The 22,022-nt window shown below is 66.6% G+C and carries 22 protein-coding genes, 1 tRNA gene and 1 pseudogene; 16 read left to right on the top strand and 8 right to left on the bottom strand.

From position 1 onward, the window contains the following. Nucleotides 1–15 precede the first annotated feature (15 nt). Nucleotides 16–1,233 carry a peptidase gene (locus HALDL1_06720; protein ID AHG03323.1) on the bottom strand — a complete coding sequence of 406 codons (1,218 nt, stop codon included), beginning with the start codon at nucleotides 1,231–1,233 and terminating at the stop codon, nucleotides 16–18. A 147-nt stretch (nucleotides 1,234–1,380) separates the two neighbouring features. On the opposite strand from HALDL1_06720, the gene HALDL1_06725 reads away from it, so the two are divergent. The 3 genes from HALDL1_06725 to HALDL1_06735 all read left to right on the top strand — a co-directional run bounded on the left by HALDL1_06725 (nucleotide 1,381) and on the right by HALDL1_06735 (nucleotide 5,611). Continuing rightward, nucleotides 1,381–1,623, top strand: coding sequence for an ArsR family transcriptional regulator (locus HALDL1_06725; protein ID AHG03324.1), 243 nt, complete (start codon nucleotides 1,381–1,383; stop codon nucleotides 1,621–1,623). Nucleotides 1,624–1,742: 119 nt separating this feature from the next. Next, nucleotides 1,743–2,951 carry a metallophosphatase gene (locus tag HALDL1_06730; GenBank protein ID AHG03325.1) on the top strand — a complete coding sequence of 403 codons (1,209 nt, stop codon included), beginning with the start codon at nucleotides 1,743–1,745 and terminating at the stop codon, nucleotides 2,949–2,951. Beyond that, on the top strand, nucleotides 2,948–5,611 hold the full coding sequence (locus HALDL1_06735) for a chromosome segregation protein SMC (protein AHG03326.1): 2,664 nt from the start codon (nucleotides 2,948–2,950) through the stop codon (nucleotides 5,609–5,611). Before HALDL1_06730 ends, HALDL1_06735 begins: the two co-directional genes overlap by 4 nt. A gap of 16 nt (nucleotides 5,612–5,627) precedes the next feature. Here HALDL1_06735 and HALDL1_06740 read toward each other — a convergent pair whose 3' ends face one another. The 3 genes from HALDL1_06740 to HALDL1_06750 all read right to left on the bottom strand — a co-directional run bounded on the left by HALDL1_06740 (nucleotide 5,628) and on the right by HALDL1_06750 (nucleotide 6,615). Next, on the bottom strand, nucleotides 5,628–6,050 hold the full coding sequence (locus tag HALDL1_06740; protein AHG03327.1) for a hypothetical protein: 423 nt from the start codon (nucleotides 6,048–6,050) through the stop codon (nucleotides 5,628–5,630). A 61-nt stretch (nucleotides 6,051–6,111) separates the two neighbouring features. After that, a complete protein-coding gene (locus tag HALDL1_06745) occupies nucleotides 6,112–6,390 on the bottom strand; it encodes a hypothetical protein (GenBank protein AHG03328.1) in 279 nt (92 codons plus the stop codon). Between the two features lie 39 nt (nucleotides 6,391–6,429). Next, the gene (locus HALDL1_06750; GenBank protein ID AHG03329.1) at nucleotides 6,430–6,615 is read right to left on the bottom strand and encodes a hypothetical protein; all 186 of its coding nucleotides are present in this window, start codon (nucleotides 6,613–6,615) and stop codon (nucleotides 6,430–6,432) included. A gap of 113 nt (nucleotides 6,616–6,728) precedes the next feature. Here HALDL1_06750 and HALDL1_06755 point away from each other — a divergent pair, with 113 nt between their 5' ends. From HALDL1_06755 to HALDL1_06790, 8 genes are all read left to right on the top strand, one after another. Then, a complete protein-coding gene (locus tag HALDL1_06755) occupies nucleotides 6,729–9,419 on the top strand; it encodes a DNA polymerase (protein ID AHG03330.1) in 2,691 nt (896 codons plus the stop codon). A 137-nt stretch (nucleotides 9,420–9,556) separates the two neighbouring features. Further along, nucleotides 9,557–10,462: an ABC transporter ATP-binding protein gene (locus HALDL1_06760; protein ID AHG03331.1), complete on the top strand. Its 906-nt coding sequence runs from the start codon at nucleotides 9,557–9,559 to the stop codon at nucleotides 10,460–10,462. A 7-nt stretch (nucleotides 10,463–10,469) separates the two neighbouring features. Continuing rightward, the gene (locus HALDL1_06765) at nucleotides 10,470–11,900 is read left to right on the top strand and encodes a Fe-S cluster assembly protein SufB (GenBank protein AHG03332.1); all 1,431 of its coding nucleotides are present in this window, start codon (nucleotides 10,470–10,472) and stop codon (nucleotides 11,898–11,900) included. A gap of 1 nt (nucleotide 11,901) precedes the next feature. Further along, nucleotides 11,902–13,116 carry a SufB domain-containing protein gene (locus HALDL1_06770; protein ID AHG03333.1) on the top strand — a complete coding sequence of 405 codons (1,215 nt, stop codon included), beginning with the start codon at nucleotides 11,902–11,904 and terminating at the stop codon, nucleotides 13,114–13,116. 138 nt (nucleotides 13,117–13,254) lie between these two features. Beyond that, nucleotides 13,255–13,749 carry a tumor suppressor TSBF1-like protein gene (locus tag HALDL1_06775; GenBank protein AHG03334.1) on the top strand — a complete coding sequence of 165 codons (495 nt, stop codon included), beginning with the start codon at nucleotides 13,255–13,257 and terminating at the stop codon, nucleotides 13,747–13,749. Continuing rightward, complete coding sequence (locus HALDL1_06780) at nucleotides 13,746–14,180, top strand: transcriptional regulator (protein AHG03335.1); 435 nt, start codon at nucleotides 13,746–13,748, stop codon at nucleotides 14,178–14,180. Before HALDL1_06775 ends, HALDL1_06780 begins: the two co-directional genes overlap by 4 nt. A gap of 67 nt (nucleotides 14,181–14,247) precedes the next feature. Further along, the gene (locus HALDL1_06785) at nucleotides 14,248–14,991 is read left to right on the top strand and encodes an HNH endonuclease (GenBank protein ID AHG03336.1); all 744 of its coding nucleotides are present in this window, start codon (nucleotides 14,248–14,250) and stop codon (nucleotides 14,989–14,991) included. Nucleotides 14,992–15,097: 106 nt separating this feature from the next. Beyond that, nucleotides 15,098–15,200 (top strand) — tRNA-Gln (locus HALDL1_06790). Here HALDL1_06790 and HALDL1_06795 read toward each other — a convergent pair. After that, on the bottom strand, nucleotides 15,164–15,688 hold the full coding sequence (locus HALDL1_06795) for a hypothetical protein (protein ID AHG05215.1): 525 nt from the start codon (nucleotides 15,686–15,688) through the stop codon (nucleotides 15,164–15,166). The two genes, HALDL1_06790 and HALDL1_06795, sit on opposite strands and share 37 nt — an antisense overlap. 159 nt (nucleotides 15,689–15,847) lie before the next feature. Here HALDL1_06795 and HALDL1_06800 point away from each other — a divergent pair, with 159 nt between their 5' ends. Continuing rightward, the gene (locus HALDL1_06800) at nucleotides 15,848–16,522 is read left to right on the top strand and encodes a hypothetical protein (protein AHG03337.1); all 675 of its coding nucleotides are present in this window, start codon (nucleotides 15,848–15,850) and stop codon (nucleotides 16,520–16,522) included. Between the two features lie 40 nt (nucleotides 16,523–16,562). Here the strand turns inward: HALDL1_06800 and HALDL1_06805 are convergent, their stop codons facing one another. After that, on the bottom strand, nucleotides 16,563–17,564 hold the full coding sequence (locus HALDL1_06805) for a hypothetical protein (protein AHG03338.1): 1,002 nt from the start codon (nucleotides 17,562–17,564) through the stop codon (nucleotides 16,563–16,565). 144 nt (nucleotides 17,565–17,708) lie between these two features. Between HALDL1_06805 and HALDL1_06810 the strand changes: the two are divergent. Next, nucleotides 17,709–19,606: pseudogene (locus tag HALDL1_06810) on the top strand (chemotaxis protein CheY). A 136-nt stretch (nucleotides 19,607–19,742) separates the two neighbouring features. Beyond that, nucleotides 19,743–19,937, top strand: a complete 195-nt coding sequence (locus HALDL1_06815; protein ID AHG03339.1) for a cold-shock protein — start codon at nucleotides 19,743–19,745, stop codon at nucleotides 19,935–19,937. A gap of 24 nt (nucleotides 19,938–19,961) precedes the next feature. Here HALDL1_06815 and HALDL1_06820 read toward each other — a convergent pair whose 3' ends face one another. After that, on the bottom strand, nucleotides 19,962–20,117 hold the full coding sequence (locus tag HALDL1_06820; protein ID AHG03340.1) for a hypothetical protein: 156 nt from the start codon (nucleotides 20,115–20,117) through the stop codon (nucleotides 19,962–19,964). A 123-nt stretch (nucleotides 20,118–20,240) separates the two neighbouring features. On the opposite strand from HALDL1_06820, the gene HALDL1_06825 reads away from it, so the two are divergent. Then, nucleotides 20,241–20,540: a hypothetical protein gene (locus tag HALDL1_06825; protein ID AHG05216.1), complete on the top strand. Its 300-nt coding sequence runs from the start codon at nucleotides 20,241–20,243 to the stop codon at nucleotides 20,538–20,540. Between the two features lie 176 nt (nucleotides 20,541–20,716). Then, on the top strand, nucleotides 20,717–21,391 hold the full coding sequence (locus tag HALDL1_06830; protein AHG03341.1) for a phosphohydrolase: 675 nt from the start codon (nucleotides 20,717–20,719) through the stop codon (nucleotides 21,389–21,391). Here the strand turns inward: HALDL1_06830 and HALDL1_06835 are convergent. Then, nucleotides 21,388–22,020, bottom strand: coding sequence for a lysine transporter LysE (locus HALDL1_06835; protein AHG03342.1), 633 nt, complete (start codon nucleotides 22,018–22,020; stop codon nucleotides 21,388–21,390). The genes HALDL1_06830 and HALDL1_06835 overlap by 4 nt on opposite strands. Nucleotides 22,021–22,022 lie beyond the last annotated feature (2 nt).

The raw sequence follows: 22,022 nt of genomic DNA on the forward strand, positions 1-22,022 counted from the left end.
GACCGCTGGGGCGAGTTACGCGTACGTCCGGGACGGCTCGGCGGTCGTCGCCTCGGTGTCCTGCTCGAGTTTGTCGCGGGCGTTCCGGAAGTCCGCCATCGTGATCTGCTGGCGGTCGTCGCGGATGGCGAACATCCCGGCCTCCGTGCAGATGGCCTTGACGTCCGCGCCCGAGAGGTCGTCGGTGTCCGCGGCGAGCGCCGCGAAGTCGACGTCGTCGGCGACGTTCATCTCGCGGGTGTGGATGCGGAAAATCTTCTCGCGGCCCTCGACGTCCGGGTTCGGCACCTCGATGAGGCGGTCGAAGCGGCCCGGGCGGAGGATGGCGCGGTCGAGCATGTCGAAGCGGTTGGTGGCGGCGATGATGCGGATGTCGCCGCGCTCGTCGAAGCCGTCCATCTCGCTGAGGAGCTGCATCATCGTGCGCTGGACCTCCGCGTCGCCGCTCGTCTTGGAGTCCGTGCGCTTCGACGCGATGGCGTCGATCTCGTCGATGAAGACGACGGCCGGCTCGTGGTCGCGGGCGACCTGGAACAGGTCGCGGACGAGCTTCGCGCCCTCGCCGATGAACTTGTGGACGAGCTCGCTGCCGGCCATCTTGATGAACGTCGCGTCCGTCTGGGCGGCGACGGCCTTCGCCATCAGCGTCTTCCCGGTGCCGGGCGGGCCGTGGAGCAGGACGCCGCTCGGCGGGTCGATGCCGACCGTCTCGAACAGCTCGGGGTCGCGCATCGGCAGTTCGACCGTCTCGCGGACCTCCCGGAGCTGTTCGTCGAGGCCGCCGACGTCCTCGTAGCCGACGTCGGGGGACTGCTCGACCTCCATCACGCGGGCGCGGACGTCGGCCTCGTCGTCGAGGCGTTCGACGACGGACAGCGAGTTGTTGACCGCGACGCGGGCGCCCGGTTCGAGCTCCTCGCGGAGCGAGTCGGTGACCTCGGTGAGCGCCTCCTGGTTGTTGCCGTGCTGTTTGATCACGACGCCCTCGTCGTTGAGCTCCTGGACGGTGGCGACGAACAGCGGCGACTGCTTGAGCTTCTTGTTCTCGTGGGTGAGTCGCTCGAGTTTCTGCTGGTACTTGTTGTTCTCGGCGTTGGCGTCGAGGAGCCGGTCTCGCATCTCCTCGTTGTCGTCTTCGAGGTCCGAGAGCCGCTCCTCGAGTGCCTCGATCTTCTCCTGCTGTGAGGCGCTCTCCTCGTAGGGCAACTCGGCGTCCTCAACGGTCTCGGTCATCACGGGTCGGTAAGGCGCTGGTTCATAAGAGGCTTCGGGTGGTCGTAGTGAGAGGCTTTAGGTAGTCGTAGTGGTGCGACGGACAAATTACTGCAATGCATTTTCAATAGCGAAACCATTATCTAAGTGCATTCAGTATGGGTGGGTATGAGCGCCACCACAATCGACGCCGACACGGTCGAAGCCCTCGAAGACCTGCCACCCAGCGCGAAGCTGGTCGCCAAGGTCCTGGAGTACAACGACACCCTCACCCAGAGCCAGCTCGCCGAGGAGACCCTGCTGCCCGCCCGCACCGTCCGGTACGCGCTCACCCGCCTCGAGGAGCAGGACGTCGTCGAGTCCCGCTTCTCCTTCTCCGACGCCCGCAAGCGCATCTACACGCTCGCCTGAGCGGCGCCACACCCTCTCCCGACGTTCTCCTGCAGCCGCTTCGCCGCGCCCCGTCGCTACCGCCAGACCGAGCGAAGCGCCGAAGCTTTATCCGACGTACCGCTACACCTCTACAGCAAATGGTTCGCGTCATCCACACGGGGGACACCCACCTGGGCTACCGCCAGTACCACTCCCCCGAGCGCCGCGAGGACTTCCTCGAGGCCTTCCAGTCAGTCGTCGACGACGCCGTCGAGGCGGACGTCGACGCGGTCGTCCACGCGGGCGACCTCTATCACGACCGGCGCCCCGGCCTCCGGGACATCCTCGGCACCATCTCCGTCCTCCGTCCGCTCCGCGAGAACGACATCCCGTTTCTCGCCATCGTCGGCAACCACGAGGGGACCCGCGACGCCCAGTGGCTCGACCTCTTCGAGACGCTGGGGCTCGCCGAACGCCTCGACGAGAGCGGCCGACGAGTCGGCGACACTGTCTTCTACGGCCTGGACTACGTCCCGGAGTCCAGGCGCCCCGACCTGGACTACCAGTTCGACGAGCATGACGCGGAGAACACGGCACTCGTCTCCCACGGCCTGTTCACGCCGTTCGCCCACGCCAACTGGGACCTCGACGAGGTGCTCCGGGAGTCGAACGTCGACTTCGACGCGGTGCTGCTCGGCGACAACCACAACCCCGGGACCAAGCAGATCGGGGACACCTGGGTGACCTACTGCGGGTCCACCGAGCGCGCCAGCGCCAGCGAGCGCGACGCCCGCGGCTACAACCTCGTCGACCTGGACGGCGAGGTAACCATCTCGCGGAAGGGCCTGGACACCCGCGACTTCGTCTTCGTGGACCTCGACCTGGGCCCCGAGGACGGCACCGCCTACGTCCGCGAACGAGTCCGGGAGCACGACGTCGAGGACGCCGTCGTCGTCGTCACTGTGGAGGGCGACGGCGAGACAGTGACGCCAGCAGAGGTCGAGCGCCTCGGCGACGAGCGGGGCGCGCTCATCACGCGGGTCAACGACCGCCGTGAGATCGAGACGGCGGAAGACGTGGAAGTGTCGTTCGCGGACCCGGACGACGCGGTCAGGGAGCGCGTCCGCGAGATGGGACTCAGTGAGGCGGGCCTCGACATCGACGACGCGGTACGGGACCCAGAACTGGCGGAGTCGAACGTACGCGACCGCGTCCGGCAGCGCGTCGAGGCCGTCCTGGACGGTGATGACGACGACTCGGCTGGAGAGACCGCCGACACAGCGGACCCGGAGACGCCGGAGGACCCGAACGCGGGCGAGGAGCCCGACGACCAGGCGCAGGCGACGACCATGGAGGAGTTCCAGTGAGGTTCACGCGCGTCTCCCTGCGGAACTTCAAGTGCTACGAGGACGCGAACGTCCACCTCGACCCCGGCGTCACTGTCATTCACGGGCTCAACGGCAGCGGGAAGTCGAGCCTGCTGGAGGCCTGCTTCTTCGCGCTGTACGGCGCGACGGCCCTCGACAGGACTCTCGAGGAGATCGTCACCATCGGCGCCGAGGAGGCCGAGATCGACCTCTGGTTCACGCACGCCGGCGACGACTACCACATCTATCGGCGCGTCCGGAACACCGGCGAGCGCGCGTCCACGCCGGACTGCACCCTGGAGACGCCGTCTGGGACCATCGACGGCGTGACCGACGTGGAGGACCACGTCACCGGGCTCCTGCGGATGGACGCGGAGGCGTTCGTCAACTGCGCGTACGTCCGCCAGGGCGAGGTGAACAAGCTCATCAACGCCTCCGCGAGCACCCGACAGGCGATGCTCGACGACCTCCTCCAGCTCGGGAAACTCGAGGACTACCGCCAGCGCGCCGGGGACGCCCGACTCGGCGTCGAGGACGTCAAGAGCAACGTCGAGGGGAAACTCGACGGCCTCGAATCACAGATCGAGGCCAAGGAGGACGAAGACCCCCACGAGAAGCTCGCCAGTCTGAAGTCCGAACTCGCGGACGTGACCGGGGACGTCGAGCGCTTCGAGGAGCAGCGCGACAGCGCACGAGAGACCCTCGAAGACGCCGAGGACGTCCTCGAACGCTTCGAGGAGAAGCGCGAGGAACTCGACGACGTCACTGACACCATCTCGAACCTCCGGGAGACTATCGCAGAGACCGAGTCGGAGCGCGAAGACCTCGCCGCGCAGGCGGCCGACCACCGCGAGCGCGCCGCCGAACTGGACGACGAGGCGGCCGAACTGCTCGCCGAGACGGACCTCGCGGACGCCGATGCGGACGCGGTTGAAGCGAAACGCGAGGACCTCGTCGCGGAGCGCGAGGCCGTCACCGAGCAGATATCCGAGGTGGCACCAGACGTGTCGAAGTTCCAGACCGAGGCGGAGAACGCCGCCGAGCGCGCCGACGACATGGAGGAGCGCGCGGAGTCGCTCCGCGAGGAGGCCGCGGAACTCGAAGCGGAGGCAGAGGAAGCCGAGGAAGCCCGCGAGGAGGCCGAGGAGCGAATCGCCGAACTGGACGCGGCCATCGAGGACGCGAAAGCGGCGTTCGACGAGGCTCCAGCCGACTTCGGCGACGCCGAGACCCACCTCGACTCCGTCGAAGCCGACCGCGAGGACCTGCGGGAGCGCCGCGAGGACGTCAGCGGCGACCTGCAGTCAGCCCGGGACCGCGTCGCGGAGGCCGAGGAGCTACTGGACGCCGGGAAGTGCCCCGAGTGCGGGCAGCCCGTCGACGGGTCCCCGCACGTCGACGGCGTCGAGGAGTACCGCGAGCGCGTCACGGACCTGGAGTCCCAACTGGAGTCCGTCGACGAGGACGTCGAGGACGTCCAGGCCCGCATCGAGCGCGCCGAGGCGCTCGTCGAGCGCGAGGGCGACGTCGCCGACCACGACCAGAACCGCGAACTCGCGGTCGAACGCCGCGACGACCGCACGGAAGCGGTCGAGGAGGCGCGCGCCGACGCCGAGGAGGCCCGCGAGGAGGCCGACGAACTCGCCGACGAGGCGGCGACGGCCCGCGAGGAAGCCGAGGCGAAGCGGGAGGCGGCCGACGCCAAGCGCGAGGAACTCGCGGACCTCAACTCGCGGCAGAGCGGCCTGAAGGAACGCGTCGAGCGCCTCGGCGACCTGGCGGACGTGCTCGACGACGCCGACGACCACCGGACCGAGGCAGAGCGTCTCGCGGAGAAGCGCGCGGACCTGGCCGACCGCAACGAGGAGCGCCGGGAGCGCCTCGAGGATCTCCGGGAACGCAAGCGCACGCTGGAGAGCGAGTTCGACGAGGACCGCATCGAGCAGGCGAAGGCCGACAGGGAGCGCGCCGCGGACTACCTCGAAAAGGTGGAACCGAGACTCGAGAAACTGTACGAGGAGCGCGACGACCTGCAGGGCCGCATCGGCGCCGCTGAGAACGCCATCAAGGAACTGGAGGCGCTCCGCGAGCAGCGCGAGGCCGTCGCCGAGCGGCACGCGGAACTGGAGGCCATCCACGACGAGGTGTCGGAACTGGAGTCGATGTACGGCGACCTGCGCGCGGAGCTCCGCCAGCAGAACGTGACGAAGCTCGAGCGCCTCCTCAACGAGACGTTCGAACTCGTCTACCAGAACGACTCCTACGCGCGCATCGAACTCTCCGGGGATTACGAGCTGACGGTGTACCAGAAGGACGGCGAGGCGCTCGAACCCGACCAGCTCTCCGGCGGGGAGCGCGCGCTGTTCAACCTCAGCCTGCGGTGTGCCATCTACCGGTTGCTCGCGGAGGGCATCGAGGGCGAGGCGCCGCTGCCGCCGCTCATCCTCGACGAACCGACCGTCTTCCTCGACTCCGGGCACGTCTCCCAACTCGTGGAGCTCGTGGAGTCGATGCGCCGCCTCGGCGTCGAACAGATCGTCGTCGTGAGCCACGACGAGGAGCTCGTGGACGCCGCCGACGACGTGGTCCGCGTCGAGAAGGACGCCACGTCGAACCGCTCGCGCGTGGTGCGCGACGAGGCCGGACTGCCCGCGGACTGATTCTCGGTCGCTTCGACTACTCGCGGAGGGCCTCGATGCCGCGCTCGCCAGCCGCCGTGAGCGCGTAGCCGCGTTCGCCCGCAACCATCGTCTCCTCGACGAGCCCAGCGGCACGGAACTCCGTCAGGCCACCGACCATGTCGCTCTCGCAAACGTCGTAGGCCGCGAGCATCTCGCGGGCGGCCAGCGGGCCGCGGTCCGCGAGGTCGACGAGCAGACCGAGGTGCCAGTCGGCGTGGCAGGCGCGGACGACCTGGCGGGACTCCTCCGGGACGGCGGTGGCGAGCGCGTCGAGTGGTGATTCGCCGCCCGCGGGTTCGAGGTCGTCGTTCGGCAGGTGGCGGCGTTCGCCGGTCTCCGGGTCGCGGACGAGGCTGCTGTCGCCGCTCTCCTTGAGGAGGACGTACAGCGACCCGTCGTCGTCGCGGACCGTTCGCATGGGTCGAACAAGCAGTTGCGCCGCGTTAGGGTTTGCGTTCGCCCGGTCGACGTCGGTGCGGTCACTCCTCGCCGGCGTAGGCGCGGTACTTGTAGTAACCGTAGGCGGTCAGAATCACGCTCGCAGCGACGAGACTCCCGCCGGTGTCCCACTGGCTGCGGAAGACGGCGAGCATCGCGCCGACGCTGCCGGCCATCAGCGCGACGTTGAAGACGACGACGAGCAGCCAGAACTGCCGCTGGAGTTGCGGGTCTGCGTCTGATTCGTCCGGGATGTCGACGGAGGGCGCGAGCTCGCGCTCGGCCTCGGACTCCTCGTTCCCGAACAGGTCGTCTAACACGGCCGAAAATCGGGGGCGGCGGTGGAAAAGCGTTGCCTCTCAGAGTGTGTCGCCGAGCGACACAACGTCCGTTGCTTTGAGCCACGCGAGCGGATTCTGCGCGTCGTAGAATACGACGCCGTCCTCTGTGTCGTAGGACTCCACGTCGTCTCGGGCATCCGTGCCCTCGGGCAGCTGTGGGACTTCGTTCTGGCGGTTCGCGTCGCCCGCTGCGTGGTCAGTCACGTCTGTCACCTCGAACTTTGGTAAGGTGTAACATGGTATAAGCCTTCCCCCACCGACCGATTTCGCCGGGCGGAAGGGCGAGTTTTTAGGGTGGACAGTCGAATGACCCAGCAATGAGCAACACGGACCTCTCCCAGTTCATGCACGAGGGCGGGGAGTCGGGCGAGGAGTCGCCCGACGAAGACGTCGTGCGCGCCGAGGCCGAGGTGGTCGCCGGCGACGCCGACCCGGTCGTGACCGAGATAGTCAACGCGGAGGCCGACGCGCTCCCGGACGCCGACGGCGACGTCGAACTGATGGTGACACAGGTCGACTACACCGTCGAGGGGAGCGGCGACCGAGAGCGGCCGGTCGTCCACGTGTTCGGCCGCACCGCCGACGACGAGGCCGAGCACGTTCGCGTCCACGGCTTCCGACCGTACTTCTACGCGCCGACCACGAACCTGGCGGAGGACGACCTGACCGACGACACCATCACCGGCTCCGAGGACGGCTACGAGTCGATTCGGGGCGAGGAACTCACGAAGATCTTCGGCCGGACGCCGCGGGACGTCGGGAACATCCGCGACCGCTTCGACCACTACGAGGCTGACATCCTCTTCCCGAACCGCCTGCTCATCGACAAGGACATCACGAGTGGCGTCCGCGTCCCTGCGCGCCGCGCCGACGACGGCGCGCTCTACGTCCACCACGACGAGATCGCGGCCTGCGACGTCGACGCGAATCTCCGCGTCAACACGTTCGACATCGAGGTCGACGACCGTCACGGCTTCCCCGAGGAGGGCGAGGAACCGGTCGTCTGTCTCGCCAGCCACGACTCCTTCCGTGACGAGTACATCGTCTGGCTGTACGAGGCGCCCGACGCAACCACCGACTCGCCGACGGACCTCGCGGGCCACGACCTGCTCGACGAGGACGCCGAGGCGGACGTGCGCGTCTTCGAGACGGAGGAGGCGATGCACGAGGCGTTCATGGACTACATCGTCGAGACGGACCCGGACGTGCTCACCGGCTGGAATTTCGACGACTTCGACATGCCGTATCTCGTCGACCGCCTCGACGTGCTCGGGATGGAGTCCGACCGCCTCTCCCGCGTAGAGGAGGTGTGGACCTCCGGCTGGGGCGGGCCGAACGTGAAGGGGCGCGTCGTCTTCGACCTGCTGTACGCCTACCAGCGCACGAAACGCTCGGAACTCGACTCCTACCGCCTCGACGCAGTCGGCGAACAGGAACTCGACGTCGGGAAGGAGCGCTACGCGGGCGACATCGGTGACCTCTGGGAGGACGACCCCGAGCGCCTCCTTGAGTACAACCTCCGGGACGTCGAACTCTGCGTGGAGATCGACCGCAAGCAGTCCATCGTGGCGTTCTGGGACGAGGCCCGCAAACTGGTGGGCTGTAAACTCGAGGACGCGACGACCCCCGGCGACGCGGTCGACATGTACGTCCTCCACAAGGCGTTCGGCGAGTTCGTCCTCCCTTCGAAAGGACAACAGGAGGCCGAGGAGTTCGAAGGCGGTGCCGTCTTCGACCCCATCACCGGGGTGAAGGAGAACGTCTCCGTGCTCGACCTGAAGAGCCTCTACCCGATGTCGATGGTGACCATCAACGCCTCGCCGGAGACGAAGGTCAACCCCGAGACGTTCGACGGGGAGACCTACCAGACACCGACTGGCGTCCACTTCCGGAAGGAGCCCGACGGCATCATCCGGGAGATGGTCGACGAACTGCTCACCGAGCGCGACGAGAAGAAGGGGCTCCGCGACGACCACGACCCGGACTCCGAGCCGTACGCCCGCTACGACCGCCAGCAGGCCGCCGTGAAGGTCATCATGAACAGCCTCTACGGCGTCTTCGGCTGGGACCGCTTCCGCCTCTACGACCGGGAGATGAGCGCGGGCGTCACGTCGACGAACCGGGAGGTCATCTCGTTCACGGAGGACGCCGCCAACGACTTCGGCTACGAGGTGGCCTACGGCGACACCGACAGCGTGATGCTCGAACTCGGCAGCGAGCTCTCGAAGGCGGAAGCCATCGAGACGTCCTTCGACATCGAGGACCACATCAACGGCGCCTACGACGAGTTCGCCGCCGAGCAACTGAACGCCGACGAGCACCGCTTCCAGATCGAGTTCGAGAAGCTCTACCGGCGGTTCTTCCAGGCGGGGACGAAGAAGCGCTACGCCGGCCACATCGTCTGGAAGGAGGGCAAAGACGTCGACGACATCGACATCACTGGCTTCGAGTACAAGCGCTCGGACATCGCGCCAATCACTAAGGAGGTCCAGAAGCGCGTCATCGAACTGGTCGTCGTGGAGGGCGACGTCGACGGCGTCGAAGAGTACGTCCACGACGTCATCCAGGACTTCCGCGAGGGGAAGGTCGACCTCGACGACATCGGCATCCCGGGCGGCATCGGCAAGCGCCTCGACAACTACGACACGGACACCGCGCAGGTCCGGGGCGCGAAGTACGCGAACCTCCTGCTGGGGACGAACTTCGACCGCGGGTCGAAACCCAAGCGCCTCTACCTCGCGAAGGTTCACCCCGAGTTCTTCCGCCGCGTGGAGGACGAGCGTCCGAAGATGAACGAGGACCCGCTCTACGTCGAGTTCAAGACCGACCACGACGTCATCTGCTACGAGTACGCCGACCAGATTCCCGACGAGTTCGAGGTGGACTACGACGTGATGCTCGACAAGACGCTGAAGGGCCCCATCGAGCGCATCCTCCAGGCGCTGGACGTCTCCTGGGAGGAAGTCAAGACGGGACAGACCCAGACCGGACTCGGCAGTTTCACCTGAACGCCGGGCCGTCAGTTGTCCCCGAACCGTGCCAATTCTTCGCTAATCGAAAACTCCTGTTTTCGTTTCCAAAAGGAGTTGCCGAAAATGCGTAACCGTTATAGGGCGCTCGCGCCTTGTCTAGGATGACCTAATCGATGGCTACGCTAGAACTCAAAAACGTACACGCGGAAGTGGCAGAGGACGGCGGGGAGCAGATCCTCAACGGGGTCGACCTCGAGGTCCCGTCGGGCGAAATCCACGCCCTGATGGGCCCGAACGGCTCCGGGAAGTCGACCACGTCGAAGATCGTCGCCGGCCACCCGGCCTACGACGTCACCGAGGGGGAAGTGCTGCTCCACCTCGAGGAGGGCGACTTCGGAGACGTCGAGATCCCCGAGGACAAGCGAACGTGGAATCTCCTCGAACTGGAGCCGAACGAGCGCGCCGCGCTCGGCATCTACCTCGGCTTCCAGTACCCCGCCGAAATCGAGGGCGTCACGCTCGTCAACTTCCTCCGCACCGCGCTGAACGCGAAACTCGAGGAGCGAGACGACCTCCTCTTCGGCGAGGACGAGGAAGCCGACGAAGACGAGGAGGGCTACGAGACCTCCCCGATGGAGGGCCCCGCCGACGAGGGCGAAGTCAGCGTCGCCGACTTCCAGGAGCTCCTCTCCGAGAAGATGGAGCTGCTGGACATGGACGAGTCGTTCGCCACGCGCTACCTCAACGCCGGCTTCTCCGGCGGCGAGAAGAAGCAGAACGAGGTTCTGCAGGCTGCAGTCCTCGAGCCGAGCATCGCCGTGCTCGACGAGATCGACTCCGGGCTCGACATCGACCGGCTCCAGGACGTCGGCGCCGGCATCAACGCACTGCGCGACGAGCAGGACGCCGGCATCCTCCAGATCACCCACTACCAGCGCATCCTCGACTACGTCGAGCCCGACCGCGTCCACATCATGCTGGACGGCAAGATCGCCATGGAGGGCGACGCGGAGCTCGCCGAGCGGCTAGAGGACGAGGGCTACGACTGGGTCCGCGACCAGGTCTACGGTACGGCCTAACACAATCATGAGTTCAGACCAAGACCACCTCGAAGAGACAGACACCGAGGCCCGATTCGAGTTCAAGAAGGAGGAGAGTTCCGCCTTCAAGTCCGAGAAGGGCCTCAACGAGGAGACCATCCGGCTCATCTCCGACGACAAGGACGAGCCGGACTGGATGCTCGAGCGCCGTCTGCGCGCGCTCAAACAGTACCAGAAGATGCCGATGCCGACGGACTGGCCGGGACAGCCCGACCTCTCCGAACTCGACATCGAGGAGATCGTTCCGTACATCCGCCCCGACGTCGACAAGCGCGCCGGCGTAGACGACTGGGAGGAGCTCCCCGAGGAGATCCGGGACACCTTCGAACAGCTGGGTATCCCCGAGGCCGAGCGCGAGGCGCTCTCCGGCGTCGGTGCCCAGTACGAGTCCGAAGTCGTCTACCAGAACATGCAGGAGCGCTGGGAGGAGAAGGGCGTCGTCTTCTGCAACATGGACGAGGCCGTCCGGGAGTACCCGGAGATCGTCAAGGAGCACTTCATGACGAAGTGCGTGCCGCCGAGCGACAACAAGTTCGCGGCGCTCCACGGCGCCGTCTGGTCCGGCGGGAGCTTCGTCTACGTCCCCGAGGACGTGACGGTGAACATGCCCGTGCAGGCGTACTTCCGGATGAACTCGGAGGGCATGGGCCAGTTCGAGCACACGCTCATCATCGCCGAACCCGGCAGCGAGGTCCACTACATCGAGGGCTGTTCCGCGCCGAAGTACGGCACCCACAACCTCCACTCCGGCGGCGTCGAGGTGTTCGTCAAGGAGAACGCCCACGTGCAGTACTCAACCGTCCAGAACTGGTCGAAGAACACGTTCAACCTCAACACGAAGCGCGCCATCGCCGAGGAGAACGCCACGATGGAGTGGGTCTCCGGTAGCATGGGTTCGAAGGCGACCATGCTCTACCCGAGCACCATCCTGAAGGGCCGCGGCGCGACGGACAACCACATCACCATCGCGTTCGCGGGCGAGGGCCAGGACATCGACACCGGCGCGAAGGTCTACCACAACGCACCGGACACGAAGTCCACCATCGAGTCGAAGTCCATCGCGAAGGACGGCGGCCGCACGAACTACCGCGGCCTCGTCCACATCGCGGACGGCGCGGAGAATTCCTCGACGTCCGTGGAGTGCGACGCGCTGATGTTCGACAACGAGTCCACCAGCGACACCATGCCGTACATGGAGATCAACGAGTCGAAGGTGGACGTCGCCCACGAGGCGACCGTCGGCAAGATCGGGGACGAGGACGTCTTCTACCTCCAGTCCCGCGGTCTCGACGACGACGACGCCAAGCAGATGATCGTCGCGGGCTTCATCGAGCCCATCACGGAGGAACTGCCCATCGAGTACGCGGTCGAGCTCAACCGCCTCATCGAACTCGAGATGGAGGGGAGTCTCGGATAACATGAGCACGCAGATTCACAAGGACATCTCCGAAGAGACGGTCCGTCAGCTCGCCGCCGAGCGCGACGAGCCCGAGTGGCTCCTTCAGACCCGCCTGGACGCCCTCGACGCGCTCGACGACCTCGACTACCCGAACGTCATCCAGACGCCCGGTCGGAAGTGGACGAACCTCGAGGACCTCGACTTCGAGGCTCTCGTCGACCCGCTCACCCAGACCGAGGACAAAGACCAGGTCGGTCCCGAGGACGCCCGCGTCGAGTCGTTCCACGACGCGCTCCAGGACGACGACCTCGCCGAACTCGTCGAGGAGAAATTCGGCAGCGTCGTCGACCCCCAGCAGAACCGCCTGAACGCGCTCTCCACGGCGCTGTTCACGACCGGGACGGTCATCTACGTCCCCCAGAACGTCGACGCCGAGGACGTCAAGATTCGGACGTCGATGAACTCCCGCTCGCTGTTCAACTACACGCTCGTCGTCACGGAGAAGAACTCCTCGGTGACCATCCTGGAGCGCCAGGACACCGGCGAGGAGGTCGACGGTGAGCGCTACTACAGCGGCATCGTCGAGGTCGACGCGGGCGAGAACTCCTACGTCCAGTACGGGAGCCTGCAGGACTTCGACCAGCAGACGTACAACTACACCAACAAGCGCGGCGACGCCGGGACCTACAGCACGGTGAACTGGATCGAGGGCAACCTCGGCTCCCGGCTGACGAAGACGAGCGTCTCCACGGAGCTCAACGGCGACTCCAGCGAGACGAAGATCGTCGGCGCGTTCTTCGGCCACGACGACCAGCACTTCGACCTCGACGCGAAGGTCTGGCACCGCGCCGAGCACACGACTGCGGACCTCGTCACCCGCGGCGTCATCGACGACCACGCCCGCTCCGTCTACGAGGGCGTCCAGGACGTCGGCCCTGACGCGTGGGACACGAGCTCCTACCAGCGCGAGAACACGCTGATGCTGAGCGACGAGAGCGAGGCCGACGCCTCCCCGAAGCTCATCATCAACAACCACGACACCGAGGCCTCCCACTCCGCGACGGTCGGCCAGATCGACCAGGAGGACCTCTTCTACATGCAGAACCGCGGCGTCCCCGAGCAGGCCGCCACCAACATGCTCGTCGAGGGCTTCTTCGTCCCCGTCCTCGAGGAGGTCGAGGTCGACGAGCTCCGCGAGGACCTCGAAGCGCGCATCCACGAACTGCTCCGGTAACCCTCCCCGGAGGGAACCGCTTAAGTCGCGCTCTCCCCGACTACCGAACAACATGAGAGGTATCGCTCGCGAGGTGTCCCGCGGGAGGCCACCCGCAGCCGTACACCGGACCCCAGACGCGTCGACGGGGGACTCGCTGTGAGCTCCGTCGCCGCGCGCGTGGACTCCGACCAGCAGCTCGCGCGCCTCCTCCAGATCGGTGTCGTCCTCGAGGAGGTCGTCGAAGCCCGCGCACACCGCCACTACCAGACGCTGCCCGCCGACGAGCGCGACGACGACATCGAGGACCTGCTCTCCCACGCCAGCGAGGAGTCCGCCGAACACCGCCGGCTGCTGGAGTCGCTCATCGAGGAGTTGAACGCCGAGAGCATCCCCTTCGAGGACGTGAAGGACCTCGTCGCCCAGAGCTACGGGAAGACCGGCCCGGAGGACTTCGACGGCGTGCTGTACGACCAGCTACACGGCGAGGAGACCGCCTACAAGTTCTACGACGACCTCCTCGACGCGGTCGAGGCGAGCGACGCCGAGTTCGGCGTGGACCGCACGGAGCTCCTCGAGACGCTACGCGCTATCCGCGAGGCGGAGGCTGGCGGCGTCGAAGCGGTCGCGAAACTGATGGAGGACCGCGCATGAACACGGCAGACCAGTACCTCAAGACGATCTTCCTCGTCGAACAGCTCCACGACGGGCCGGCGGCAACCGGCGAACTCGCCGACCGCCTCGGCGTCAGCCCCGCGAGCGTCAACGAGATGATCGGCAAACTCGAAGAGCGCGGCCTCGTCACCCACGAGAAGTACAAGGGCGCGAGCGTCACCGACGACGGCGAGGCGCTCGCCCGCGAGGCGCTCCAGACGTACTGCATCCTCGAGCGCTTCCTCGCGAACGTCCTTGACGTCGATGACTTCCGGGCGGAGGCCCGCCAGCTCGAGCCGGTCATCGACGAGACGGTCGCCGACCGCCTCGACATGATCATCGACCGCGAACCGCAGTGCCCGGACTGCTTCGACGCCGACGAGGACGCGTGCGAACTGCTCGTCGAGGAGCGCGTCGAGGCCGACGACTGACCGCTGCTCGTTCCACGTTCACTCCGTCTGAGTGGGTGTTTTCCCCGTTGGCCGTCTATCCCCCACTATGGACTGCCCGACGTGTGGCAAGACGCTCGCCACCGAGCAAGGAATGCGCCAGCACCACACCAAAGTCCACGCCGACCCTCTTCCCAACCGCACGTGCGACGACTGCGGCGTCGAGTTCTACGACCCGAAGGCACGCCGGACGTACTGTGAGGGCTGCTACTCGGAGAGCGGCAGAAAGAACGGCAACTACGCTGACGCAACAGAGCGAGCGGAGTGTCGACTCTGCGGGAATGCCTTCGAGTACTACCCGTCGAACAAGAACGGTGTCTACTGCTCCGAGTGCGTGGCCAACGCGGACGGCCTGCTCCCCGAGGATGGCTCCCCGGAGACGAAGGTCGAGGTGGCCTGCGAACACTGTGGGTCGACACTGGCGCGGCATCCATCGCGGGTTGAGTCCGCGTCGTACGGTGCGTTCTGTGACCTCGAGTGTTACGGGGAGTGGTTGTCCGAGAACGTCGCCGGGGCGGACCACCACCAGTGGGAGGGTGGAACGATCCCGTACGGCCCCGCGTGGTGGGAGGTTCGCCGGATGGCGCTGGAACGTGACGACTACGAGTGCCAGAACTGTGGTGCCGGAGTCGCAGAACTCGGCCGTAACCCGGACGTCCACCACATCGAACCTGTCCGGGAGTTCGAGGACCCCGAAGAGGCCCACCGGCTGGACAACGTGGTCTGTCTGTGTCGGCCCTGTCACCGCCGCATCGAGGATGGCGACCTTGCCCTCCCCGTCGACAAACCCTGAAGAGCAATCTTATTGTGTGCCAGTCCGCTACCGACTGATGGAGACCCGTCGTGGTGAGTAAACGTTGGGCGTTTACGAACCCCGCGGCGATTTGGATAAAACGAGAAGTCCCGTGGTGTAGCTGGCCAATCATCTGGGCCTTTGGACCGGTGCGGGTTCGCGCGCCGGGAAGTCAGCCCAGGACGGCGGTTCGAATCCGCCCGGGACTATAGTCAAAACGGCACGAATCCTCCATTCCGCGGTGATACGCGGCGCGGGTCCCAGCAATCTGGGACGGAACTTGTGCGACAGAGATCTGTTCCCGGTTCGCGGTCCCGTCGGCCGGCGACGTCGGGGTGGTGCCGACCTCGACGCCGTTGACGAACACCTCGTTGGGCTTCTCGACGCCGCGTGCCATGAACGCGAGGCCCGCGGCGTCGGCGTCCGCCTGCGCGGCGGTCAGCTTGAACGATGTCTCGAAGCGCGTTCGTCGTCCCGAGGCCTGGAAGCGGGAGTTCGCTGACCCCGAATAGTTGCCGTCGCCCAAGTGGACGAGGTCGTGCCTGATGACGACTGTCTCGTCGGGGGCCGCCGACCGCCGGCCACGCGCGATCGCGGCAACCGCCGTTCTACTGCCACCGCCCCGCGACAGGCCCAGCCCCGCCCCGAGGGCCGCCAGCACCGTCCGCCGCGGCACCCTCCCGAAATGTCGCCCCATGGATAATTGGTCTGCGCGAATAAGTCAAACGTGTTGTCACTCGAGTGGTCGCCACACCGCCGCCAGACCGCCCGTACGGCGCCCCATCGACCTTCAGGGCCCGACTGAATCGGGTAGCAACCTGCTACCTTTTGCGGTGGCTCCACTACCCAGTCGTGCATGTCAGAGGACGGTTCACCGGCACGGTATGGGCGCGGCTCCGAGGAGTCGACCGACGCACAGGAGGGGGTTTCCCGCGTCGACGACATCACGCCACAGTTCTACCGGGGTGAGGTCGAACGGACGACGGCCTGGCGGTCACGGCTGGACCAGACGACGAACTGGGCCGTCGTGGTCGTCGCCGCGATTCTGACGTGGGCGTTCTCGAGTTCGGACAACCCCCACTACGTCCTCCTCATCGGCGTGTTCGCCGTCGCGGCGTTCCTCGTCATGGAAGCCAACCGGTACCGGGAGTACGACGTCTGGCGGGACCGGGTGCGGACGATTCAGACGGACGTGATCGCCGAACAGTACGACCCCTCCGAGACGCCGTCGAGGGAGTGGCGGAGGGAACTCGCCGAGCAACTCCGCACACCGACGTTCTCTATGTCCTTCCGCCGGGCCCTGGCTCACCGGCTCCGTCGGACCTACCTCTACCTGCTGTTGATCCTCCTGGTCTCGTGGGTGATGCGGATCACCGTCTTCGAGTCGGGCCAGGGCTGGCGACAGAGTGCGTCGATACTCGGGACGCCGGGGATCGTCGTCGTGGGGGCCATCGCGGTGTTCTACGCCGTCATCATCGGCATCGCGCTGTTCTCGGCGATGGGGTCACGGGTCCGGGAGTTCGAGACCTGAGCCCTGGTTCATACCTCTGCGTCGCTCTCATTTGTGACGCTCACAGCGACGCGCCGTGCTCCTGGTGGAATACGTCGAGGGCGGCTTTCAGCGACCCGATGACGATGGGGCCGAAGAAGATGCCCATGAAGCCGATGACGTAGATGCCGCCGAGCACGCCGATGATGATGATGCTGGGGTTGAGCTGGGCGTAGTGGTCGACGACGATGGGGCGGAGGTAGTCGTCGGAGATGCCGACGACGATGGTGCCGTAGACGAACAGCGCGAGGGCGGCGACCGGTTCGTTGACGAGGAAGAGGTAGGCCGACGCCGGCCCCCAGACGAGGAACGAGCCGACGATGGGGAGCAGCGAGAGCACGACCATCACGGCCGTCCAGAAGAAGGCGTTCGGGATGCCCGTGAGGACGAGGCCGATTCCCGCGATGCCGCCCTGGATGGCGGCGACGAGGACGTGGCCGAGGAGGACCGCCCACAGGATGTTTCGGAACTCTCCGTGGAGTTCGTCCTGGACGTGGTCGGGGAGGGGGAGTCGGTCGCGGAGCCACTGCTGGAAGGTGTCGGCGTCCCTGAGGAAGTAGAAGAGGAGGAACAGCGCCAGTCCGATGCCGATGACCGTGTGCGTGACAGTCCCTACGAGACCGAGGATGCTGTCGAAGGCGCTCGGGCCGATGTCGGAGGCGGCCGCCCGCAGCGTCCCCGCGAGGTCGACGGGCTCCCCGGTCAGTCGCGCGAGGGATTGTTCCACGCCGGCGATGTCGAGTTCTCCGGCCTGGATGCGCTCGAGGAGCGTGGTCCCCTCGACGAGCACCACTCTGAGCACGTACAGCAGCGGAAGGATGATGGTGACGCTCGCCAGGAGCACGATGGTGGCCGCCGCGAACCCCGGCTTCATCACCGTCTCGAGGCGTTTCTGTGCCGGCATCAGGACGAACCCCAGGAACACGGACAGCAGGAAGTAGTTGAGGAAGGGGAGCACGAGGAACACCGACAGTGCCAACAGGACCAGGACCACGGACAGCAGGAACGCACGCGTCCAGTTCATGACAGTTCGTTCGCTCTCGCGGCTGAAAAGCCCCGGTGTCCGTTCCGGCCCGAACGCGCTCGGTGCCCCAGTCGTCGCGCGTCGACGGAGAGGTTGTGGTCAGAACGTGACAACGACCGCACGACTACCGTACAAACACTGATAGTGCGGGACCGTGACGGGCCGACAATGGACGACTCGATCCGCGTCCTCCACGTCGACGACGAACCCGGGCTCGCAGAGGTGGCGGCCGAGTTCCTCGAGCGGCAGGACGACCGCATCGAGGTGGTCATACGGCAGCGAGCGATGGGCTCGACCGGCTCGCCGATGGCGGCGTCGACTGCGTCGTCTCGGATTACGACATGCCGAGGATGAACGGCCTGGAGTTCCTCGAGGTGGTCCGGGCGGACGACCCGAACCTGCCGTTCATCCTGTTCACCGGGAAGGGTTCGGAGGCCGTCGCGAGCGATGCGTTCTCGGCGGGCGCGACGGACTACCTCCAGAAGGAACGGGGGACGGACCAGTACACAGTGCTGGCCAACCGCGTGCTGAACTACGTCGAGACAGCCCGTGTGGAGACCCACCGCAAGCGCCAACTGAACGCGATGGAGGCGGCCGAGGAGGGAATCAGTATCCTCGACGAAGACGAGCGGTTCGTCTACGTGAACCAGGCCTACGCGGACCTCTACGGCTACGACCCAGAGGAGCTGATTGGGGAGCACTGGTCGTTTCTCTACCCAGAGGAGGACGTGGCAGTCGTCCGCGAGGAGGTGCTGCCGACCCTGTACGAAGAGGGGAACTGGCACGGGAAGACGACCGGCCGCCGCGCGGACGGCACGACGTTCGTCGAGGACCACACGCTGGCGACGACCGACCGCGGAACGCTCGTCTGTACGGTCCGAGACGCCACCGAGCGGGGGGAACACGGGCGCGCGCTGGCCGCGCTCCACGACGCAGCCAGCGACCTGGAGGCAGCCGACAGCGAGGCGGCGGTGTACGAGATACTGCTCGACGCCGCGGAGGGCATCCTCGACTTCGACCTGGTCGCGGTGGACGTCGTCGAGGACGACGCGCTCGTCCAGCGGGCGTGGACGCTGGACCTCGAGACGGAGGGCTACTTCGAGCGGACGTCCCTCGACGAGGACACGTTCGCGACCCGCTCGCACCACCGACAGGAGACCATCCTCGTCGACGACCTCCGCGAGTACGACATCACGCCGGCCGACCCCGAGTACCGCTCGGCGCTGACCGTGCCGATAGCCGACCGCGGGACGTTCCAGGCGGTCTCCCGAGACACGGGCGCGTTCGACGAGGCCGACCGTGACCTCACGGAGTTGCTCGTGGACCACGCACGAGAGGCGTTGACGCGTCTCGAACGCGAGCGGGAGCTTCGGGAGCGCACGCGGGCCCTGGAGCGACAGAACGACCGCCTCGAGGAGTTCGCCACCATCGTCAGCCACGACCTCCGCACGCCGCTCAACGTTGCCGAGGGCCGCCTCCAGCTCGTCAGGGAGCAACACGACAGCGAACAGCTCGACGCGATCGACGACGCCCTGGACCGGATGGCGACGCTCATCAACGACACGCTGACCCTCGCCCGGCAGGGCCAGCTAGTCACCGACCGGGAGACCGTCGACCTCACCGAACTGGTCACCCAGTGCTGGGGCCGGGTCGCGACCCCCGGGGCCACCCTCGACGTCGTCGAGGATGGGTCGGTCCAGGCCGACGGGGCGCGCCTCCAGCAGGTGCTCGAGAACCTCCTCCGCAACGCCATCGACCACGCCGGCGAGTCGGTGACGGTCCGGGTCGGCGCCCTCGACGACTGCAACGGCTTTTACGTCGAAGACGACGGCCCCGGAATCCCCGCGGACGACCGCGAGAGGGTCTTCGAGCGCGGGCACACGACCAGCGAGGACGGCACCGGCTTCGGCCTCGCCATCGTCGCGGAGATCGTCGACGCGCACGGCTGGACGGTCGAGGTCACCGAGAGCGAGGCCGGCGGCGCGCGCTTCGAGATCTCCGGCGTCGACGTGCGCTCGTGTCCGGCGGTCGCGGACGATTAGCGCCGGTCCCGCCCGACTCGGCGGCTGTTCCTGCCTGACAGACGGTCTGGGGTGGTGTTTCGGGTAGTACCGACCCGTGACGTGGCCCGAGCAACTAAGTGAAATGGGACCGATTCTTCCGGTGGAGTTCCAGACAATGGCAACCGGCACGGTCGACTTCTTCAACGATCAGAAGGGTTACGGCTTCATCGAGACCGACGAAACGGACGACGACGTGTTCTTCCACATGGAGGACGTCGGCGGCCCGGACCTCGAGGAGGGTCAGGAAGTCGAGTTCGACATGGAGGACGCGGAGAAGGGGCCCAGGGCGACGAACGTCACGCGCCTGTAGGCGCGACTCTCTGTTTCTTTGGCCTCACGAACGGGTGGCGCGAGCCTCGCGGACGTCGTTCCCGTCGCGGACCATGTCGGGACAGTCAGGGCAGACGCGGGGTCGTTCCACACCCGGCGGGGTGAATACGCGGGCGTAATCCTTCGTCACGAACGCCCCACAGTTCTTGCATTCGACCATCTCGTGTAGGAGCAAACGCACGTCCGTATATATGCTTTGTGTGGATTATTACTACGTGAATAAAACAAGGGGCGTGCACGCGTGAAACGAACGACATAACCGTCCTCACGCCCTCTCTCTGGTATGGACGGGACAGTCGACTCGCTTCCGAATCGACCGCTCCGGGAGGCCGAAGTGGCGGGGCTCAACCACGCCGACGCGTTCTCACTGGTCGTCCCCGTGAACCGCGAGGAGGCGGTGGAGGCGGACACTCGCGAACCCGTGGTCATCACCGAGAAACTGATTCTCGGCACCGACGACTGGGTGAAGGGGTTGGTGTACGACGACGGGTGGGTCGCGGTCGAATCGGTAGCCATCGAGAATCCCGACGAGGAGCGCTTCGACGCGATGCGTGACTGTGAGGCCGCTGTCGCGAGCTACTAGGCGGCGAACGGGGCTGCGAGGCGGCCTGCTCGACTCTGGCGCGCGTTTTACTCTGGGCCGCCGGAGCGGTCGCTGTGGCCATCTTGAACAACCTGGCCTGCAAAAGGCCTAAGAGCGAAACAAGCGTTCGTTCAGGTAATGACAGAGACAGAACGCCACGAACTGGAGGAGAGACTGTGGGCGTCGAGATAAAGGAGTCGCCCGTCTCGGACTCACAGTTCGACGAGATGGCCGCCTTCGTCCGCGACTACCTGGCGGCGAGCGTGGAGAACGAGGACGACGGCGGGCGGATGCGCTGGTACCCGTGGCACTCCGCGGAGTACCGGTTCAACCACATCCTGAACGTCGTCGACATCGGCGAACGCATCGCCGACGAGGAGGGTGCCGACGTCGACGTGGTCCGGGTTGCCGGACTGTTCCACGACATCGCGAAACTCGAAGCCGACCAGGAGAAACACGCGACGGAGGGCGCCCGTATCGCCCGCAAGTATCTGGAGACGCACGGCGAGTTCGCGCCGTCGTTCGTCGACCAGGTGTGCAGCGCCGTCGAACAGCACTCCCACCAGGGCGACCTGACGGACCTCACGCTCGAGGCCCGGTGTCTCGTGGAAGCGGACATGCTCGACAAGGCCGGCGCGAACGGCGCAGCGCTGATGCTGCTCCGGATGGGTTACGAGGCTCGCACGCACGTCGACGCCGCCGAGATGGTCGGCCGCGTCCTCGAGCGCAGCGACGAGGCGGCCGAGCGCGTCGAGAGCGACACCGCCGAGTCAATCGCCTACCAGCGCCGCAAGCGCGTGCGGTGGTTCAAGGAGTGGCTCGAGGCCGAAGTCCCCGAGATGGGCGACTAGAGGCCCACCGCGGTCCGTAGGAACGAGAGGCCGAACAGCGCCAGCACCGCCGCGCTGACGTAGGCGACGCTCTTCCCGAGCGCGTCGACGCGCTCGCCGGCCGCGCGCAGTGACGCCGGGAAGACGATTATCCACAGCAGGATGCCCGCGAAGAAGCCGGCGACCGTGAGCACGCCGTTGGCCGCCGACAATTCGAGGCCGAAGGCGGCTATCTCGCCGGGGTTCAGCAGGCCGACGCCAGCGGTCAGCCACCAGGTTATCTGGTAGGGGTTAGCGAGCGCGAGCGCGAACGCTTTCCGGAAGCCGCGGCCGTCGGCAGCTTCGGCCTCGGAGAACGATCCGGCGTCGCGGACCGCGCCGTACGCGTAGTAGAGCATCAAGACGCCGCCGACGCCCACCATCACCGCGCGCACGGTCGGCGCGTTCTCGATGAACGCCACGACGCCGACGAGCGCGAGCACGAAGAAGCAGGCGTCAGCCGTCATCGCGCCCAGCCCCGCGGCGAACCCCGATTTCCAGCCGCGGGCAACGCTCTCCTCGGCGATGACGGCGTTCATCGGCCCCGGCGGCGCGGCCAGCGAGAGCCCCAGCGCCACGCCGGCGAACAGGGAGACGGCGGCGTCGAACACGC

The sequence above is a fragment of the Halobacterium sp. DL1 genome, assembly GCA_000230955.3.
GTDB lineage: Archaea > Halobacteriota > Halobacteria > Halobacteriales > Halobacteriaceae > Halobacterium.

What these genes read in the sequence shown, in the direction of transcription:
- HALDL1_06825 (AHG05216.1), top strand. Translation starts at nt 20,241, where the DNA reads ATGGACGGGACAGTCGACTCGCTTCCGAATCGACCGCTCCGGGAGGCC.
- HALDL1_06780 (AHG03335.1), top strand. Translation starts at nt 13,746, where the DNA reads ATGAACACGGCAGACCAGTACCTCAAGACGATCTTCCTCGTCGAACAG.
- HALDL1_06720 (AHG03323.1), bottom strand. Translation starts at nt 1,233, where the DNA reads ATGACCGAGACCGTTGAGGACGCCGAGTTGCCCTACGAGGAGAGCGCC.
- HALDL1_06785 (AHG03336.1), top strand. Translation starts at nt 14,248, where the DNA reads ATGGACTGCCCGACGTGTGGCAAGACGCTCGCCACCGAGCAAGGAATG.
- HALDL1_06815 (AHG03339.1), top strand. Translation starts at nt 19,743, where the DNA reads ATGGCAACCGGCACGGTCGACTTCTTCAACGATCAGAAGGGTTACGGC.
- HALDL1_06795 (AHG05215.1), bottom strand. Translation starts at nt 15,688, where the DNA reads ATGGGGCGACATTTCGGGAGGGTGCCGCGGCGGACGGTGCTGGCGGCC.
- HALDL1_06820 (AHG03340.1), bottom strand. Translation starts at nt 20,117, where the DNA reads ATGGTCGAATGCAAGAACTGTGGGGCGTTCGTGACGAAGGATTACGCC.
- HALDL1_06740 (AHG03327.1), bottom strand. Translation starts at nt 6,050, where the DNA reads ATGCGAACGGTCCGCGACGACGACGGGTCGCTGTACGTCCTCCTCAAG.
- HALDL1_06760 (AHG03331.1), top strand. Translation starts at nt 9,557, where the DNA reads ATGGCTACGCTAGAACTCAAAAACGTACACGCGGAAGTGGCAGAGGAC.
- HALDL1_06755 (AHG03330.1), top strand. Translation starts at nt 6,729, where the DNA reads ATGAGCAACACGGACCTCTCCCAGTTCATGCACGAGGGCGGGGAGTCG.
- HALDL1_06800 (AHG03337.1), top strand. Translation starts at nt 15,848, where the DNA reads ATGTCAGAGGACGGTTCACCGGCACGGTATGGGCGCGGCTCCGAGGAG.
- HALDL1_06725 (AHG03324.1), top strand. Translation starts at nt 1,381, where the DNA reads ATGAGCGCCACCACAATCGACGCCGACACGGTCGAAGCCCTCGAAGAC.
- HALDL1_06730 (AHG03325.1), top strand. Translation starts at nt 1,743, where the DNA reads ATGGTTCGCGTCATCCACACGGGGGACACCCACCTGGGCTACCGCCAG.
- HALDL1_06765 (AHG03332.1), top strand. Translation starts at nt 10,470, where the DNA reads ATGAGTTCAGACCAAGACCACCTCGAAGAGACAGACACCGAGGCCCGA.
- HALDL1_06805 (AHG03338.1), bottom strand. Translation starts at nt 17,564, where the DNA reads ATGAACTGGACGCGTGCGTTCCTGCTGTCCGTGGTCCTGGTCCTGTTG.
- HALDL1_06770 (AHG03333.1), top strand. Translation starts at nt 11,902, where the DNA reads ATGAGCACGCAGATTCACAAGGACATCTCCGAAGAGACGGTCCGTCAG.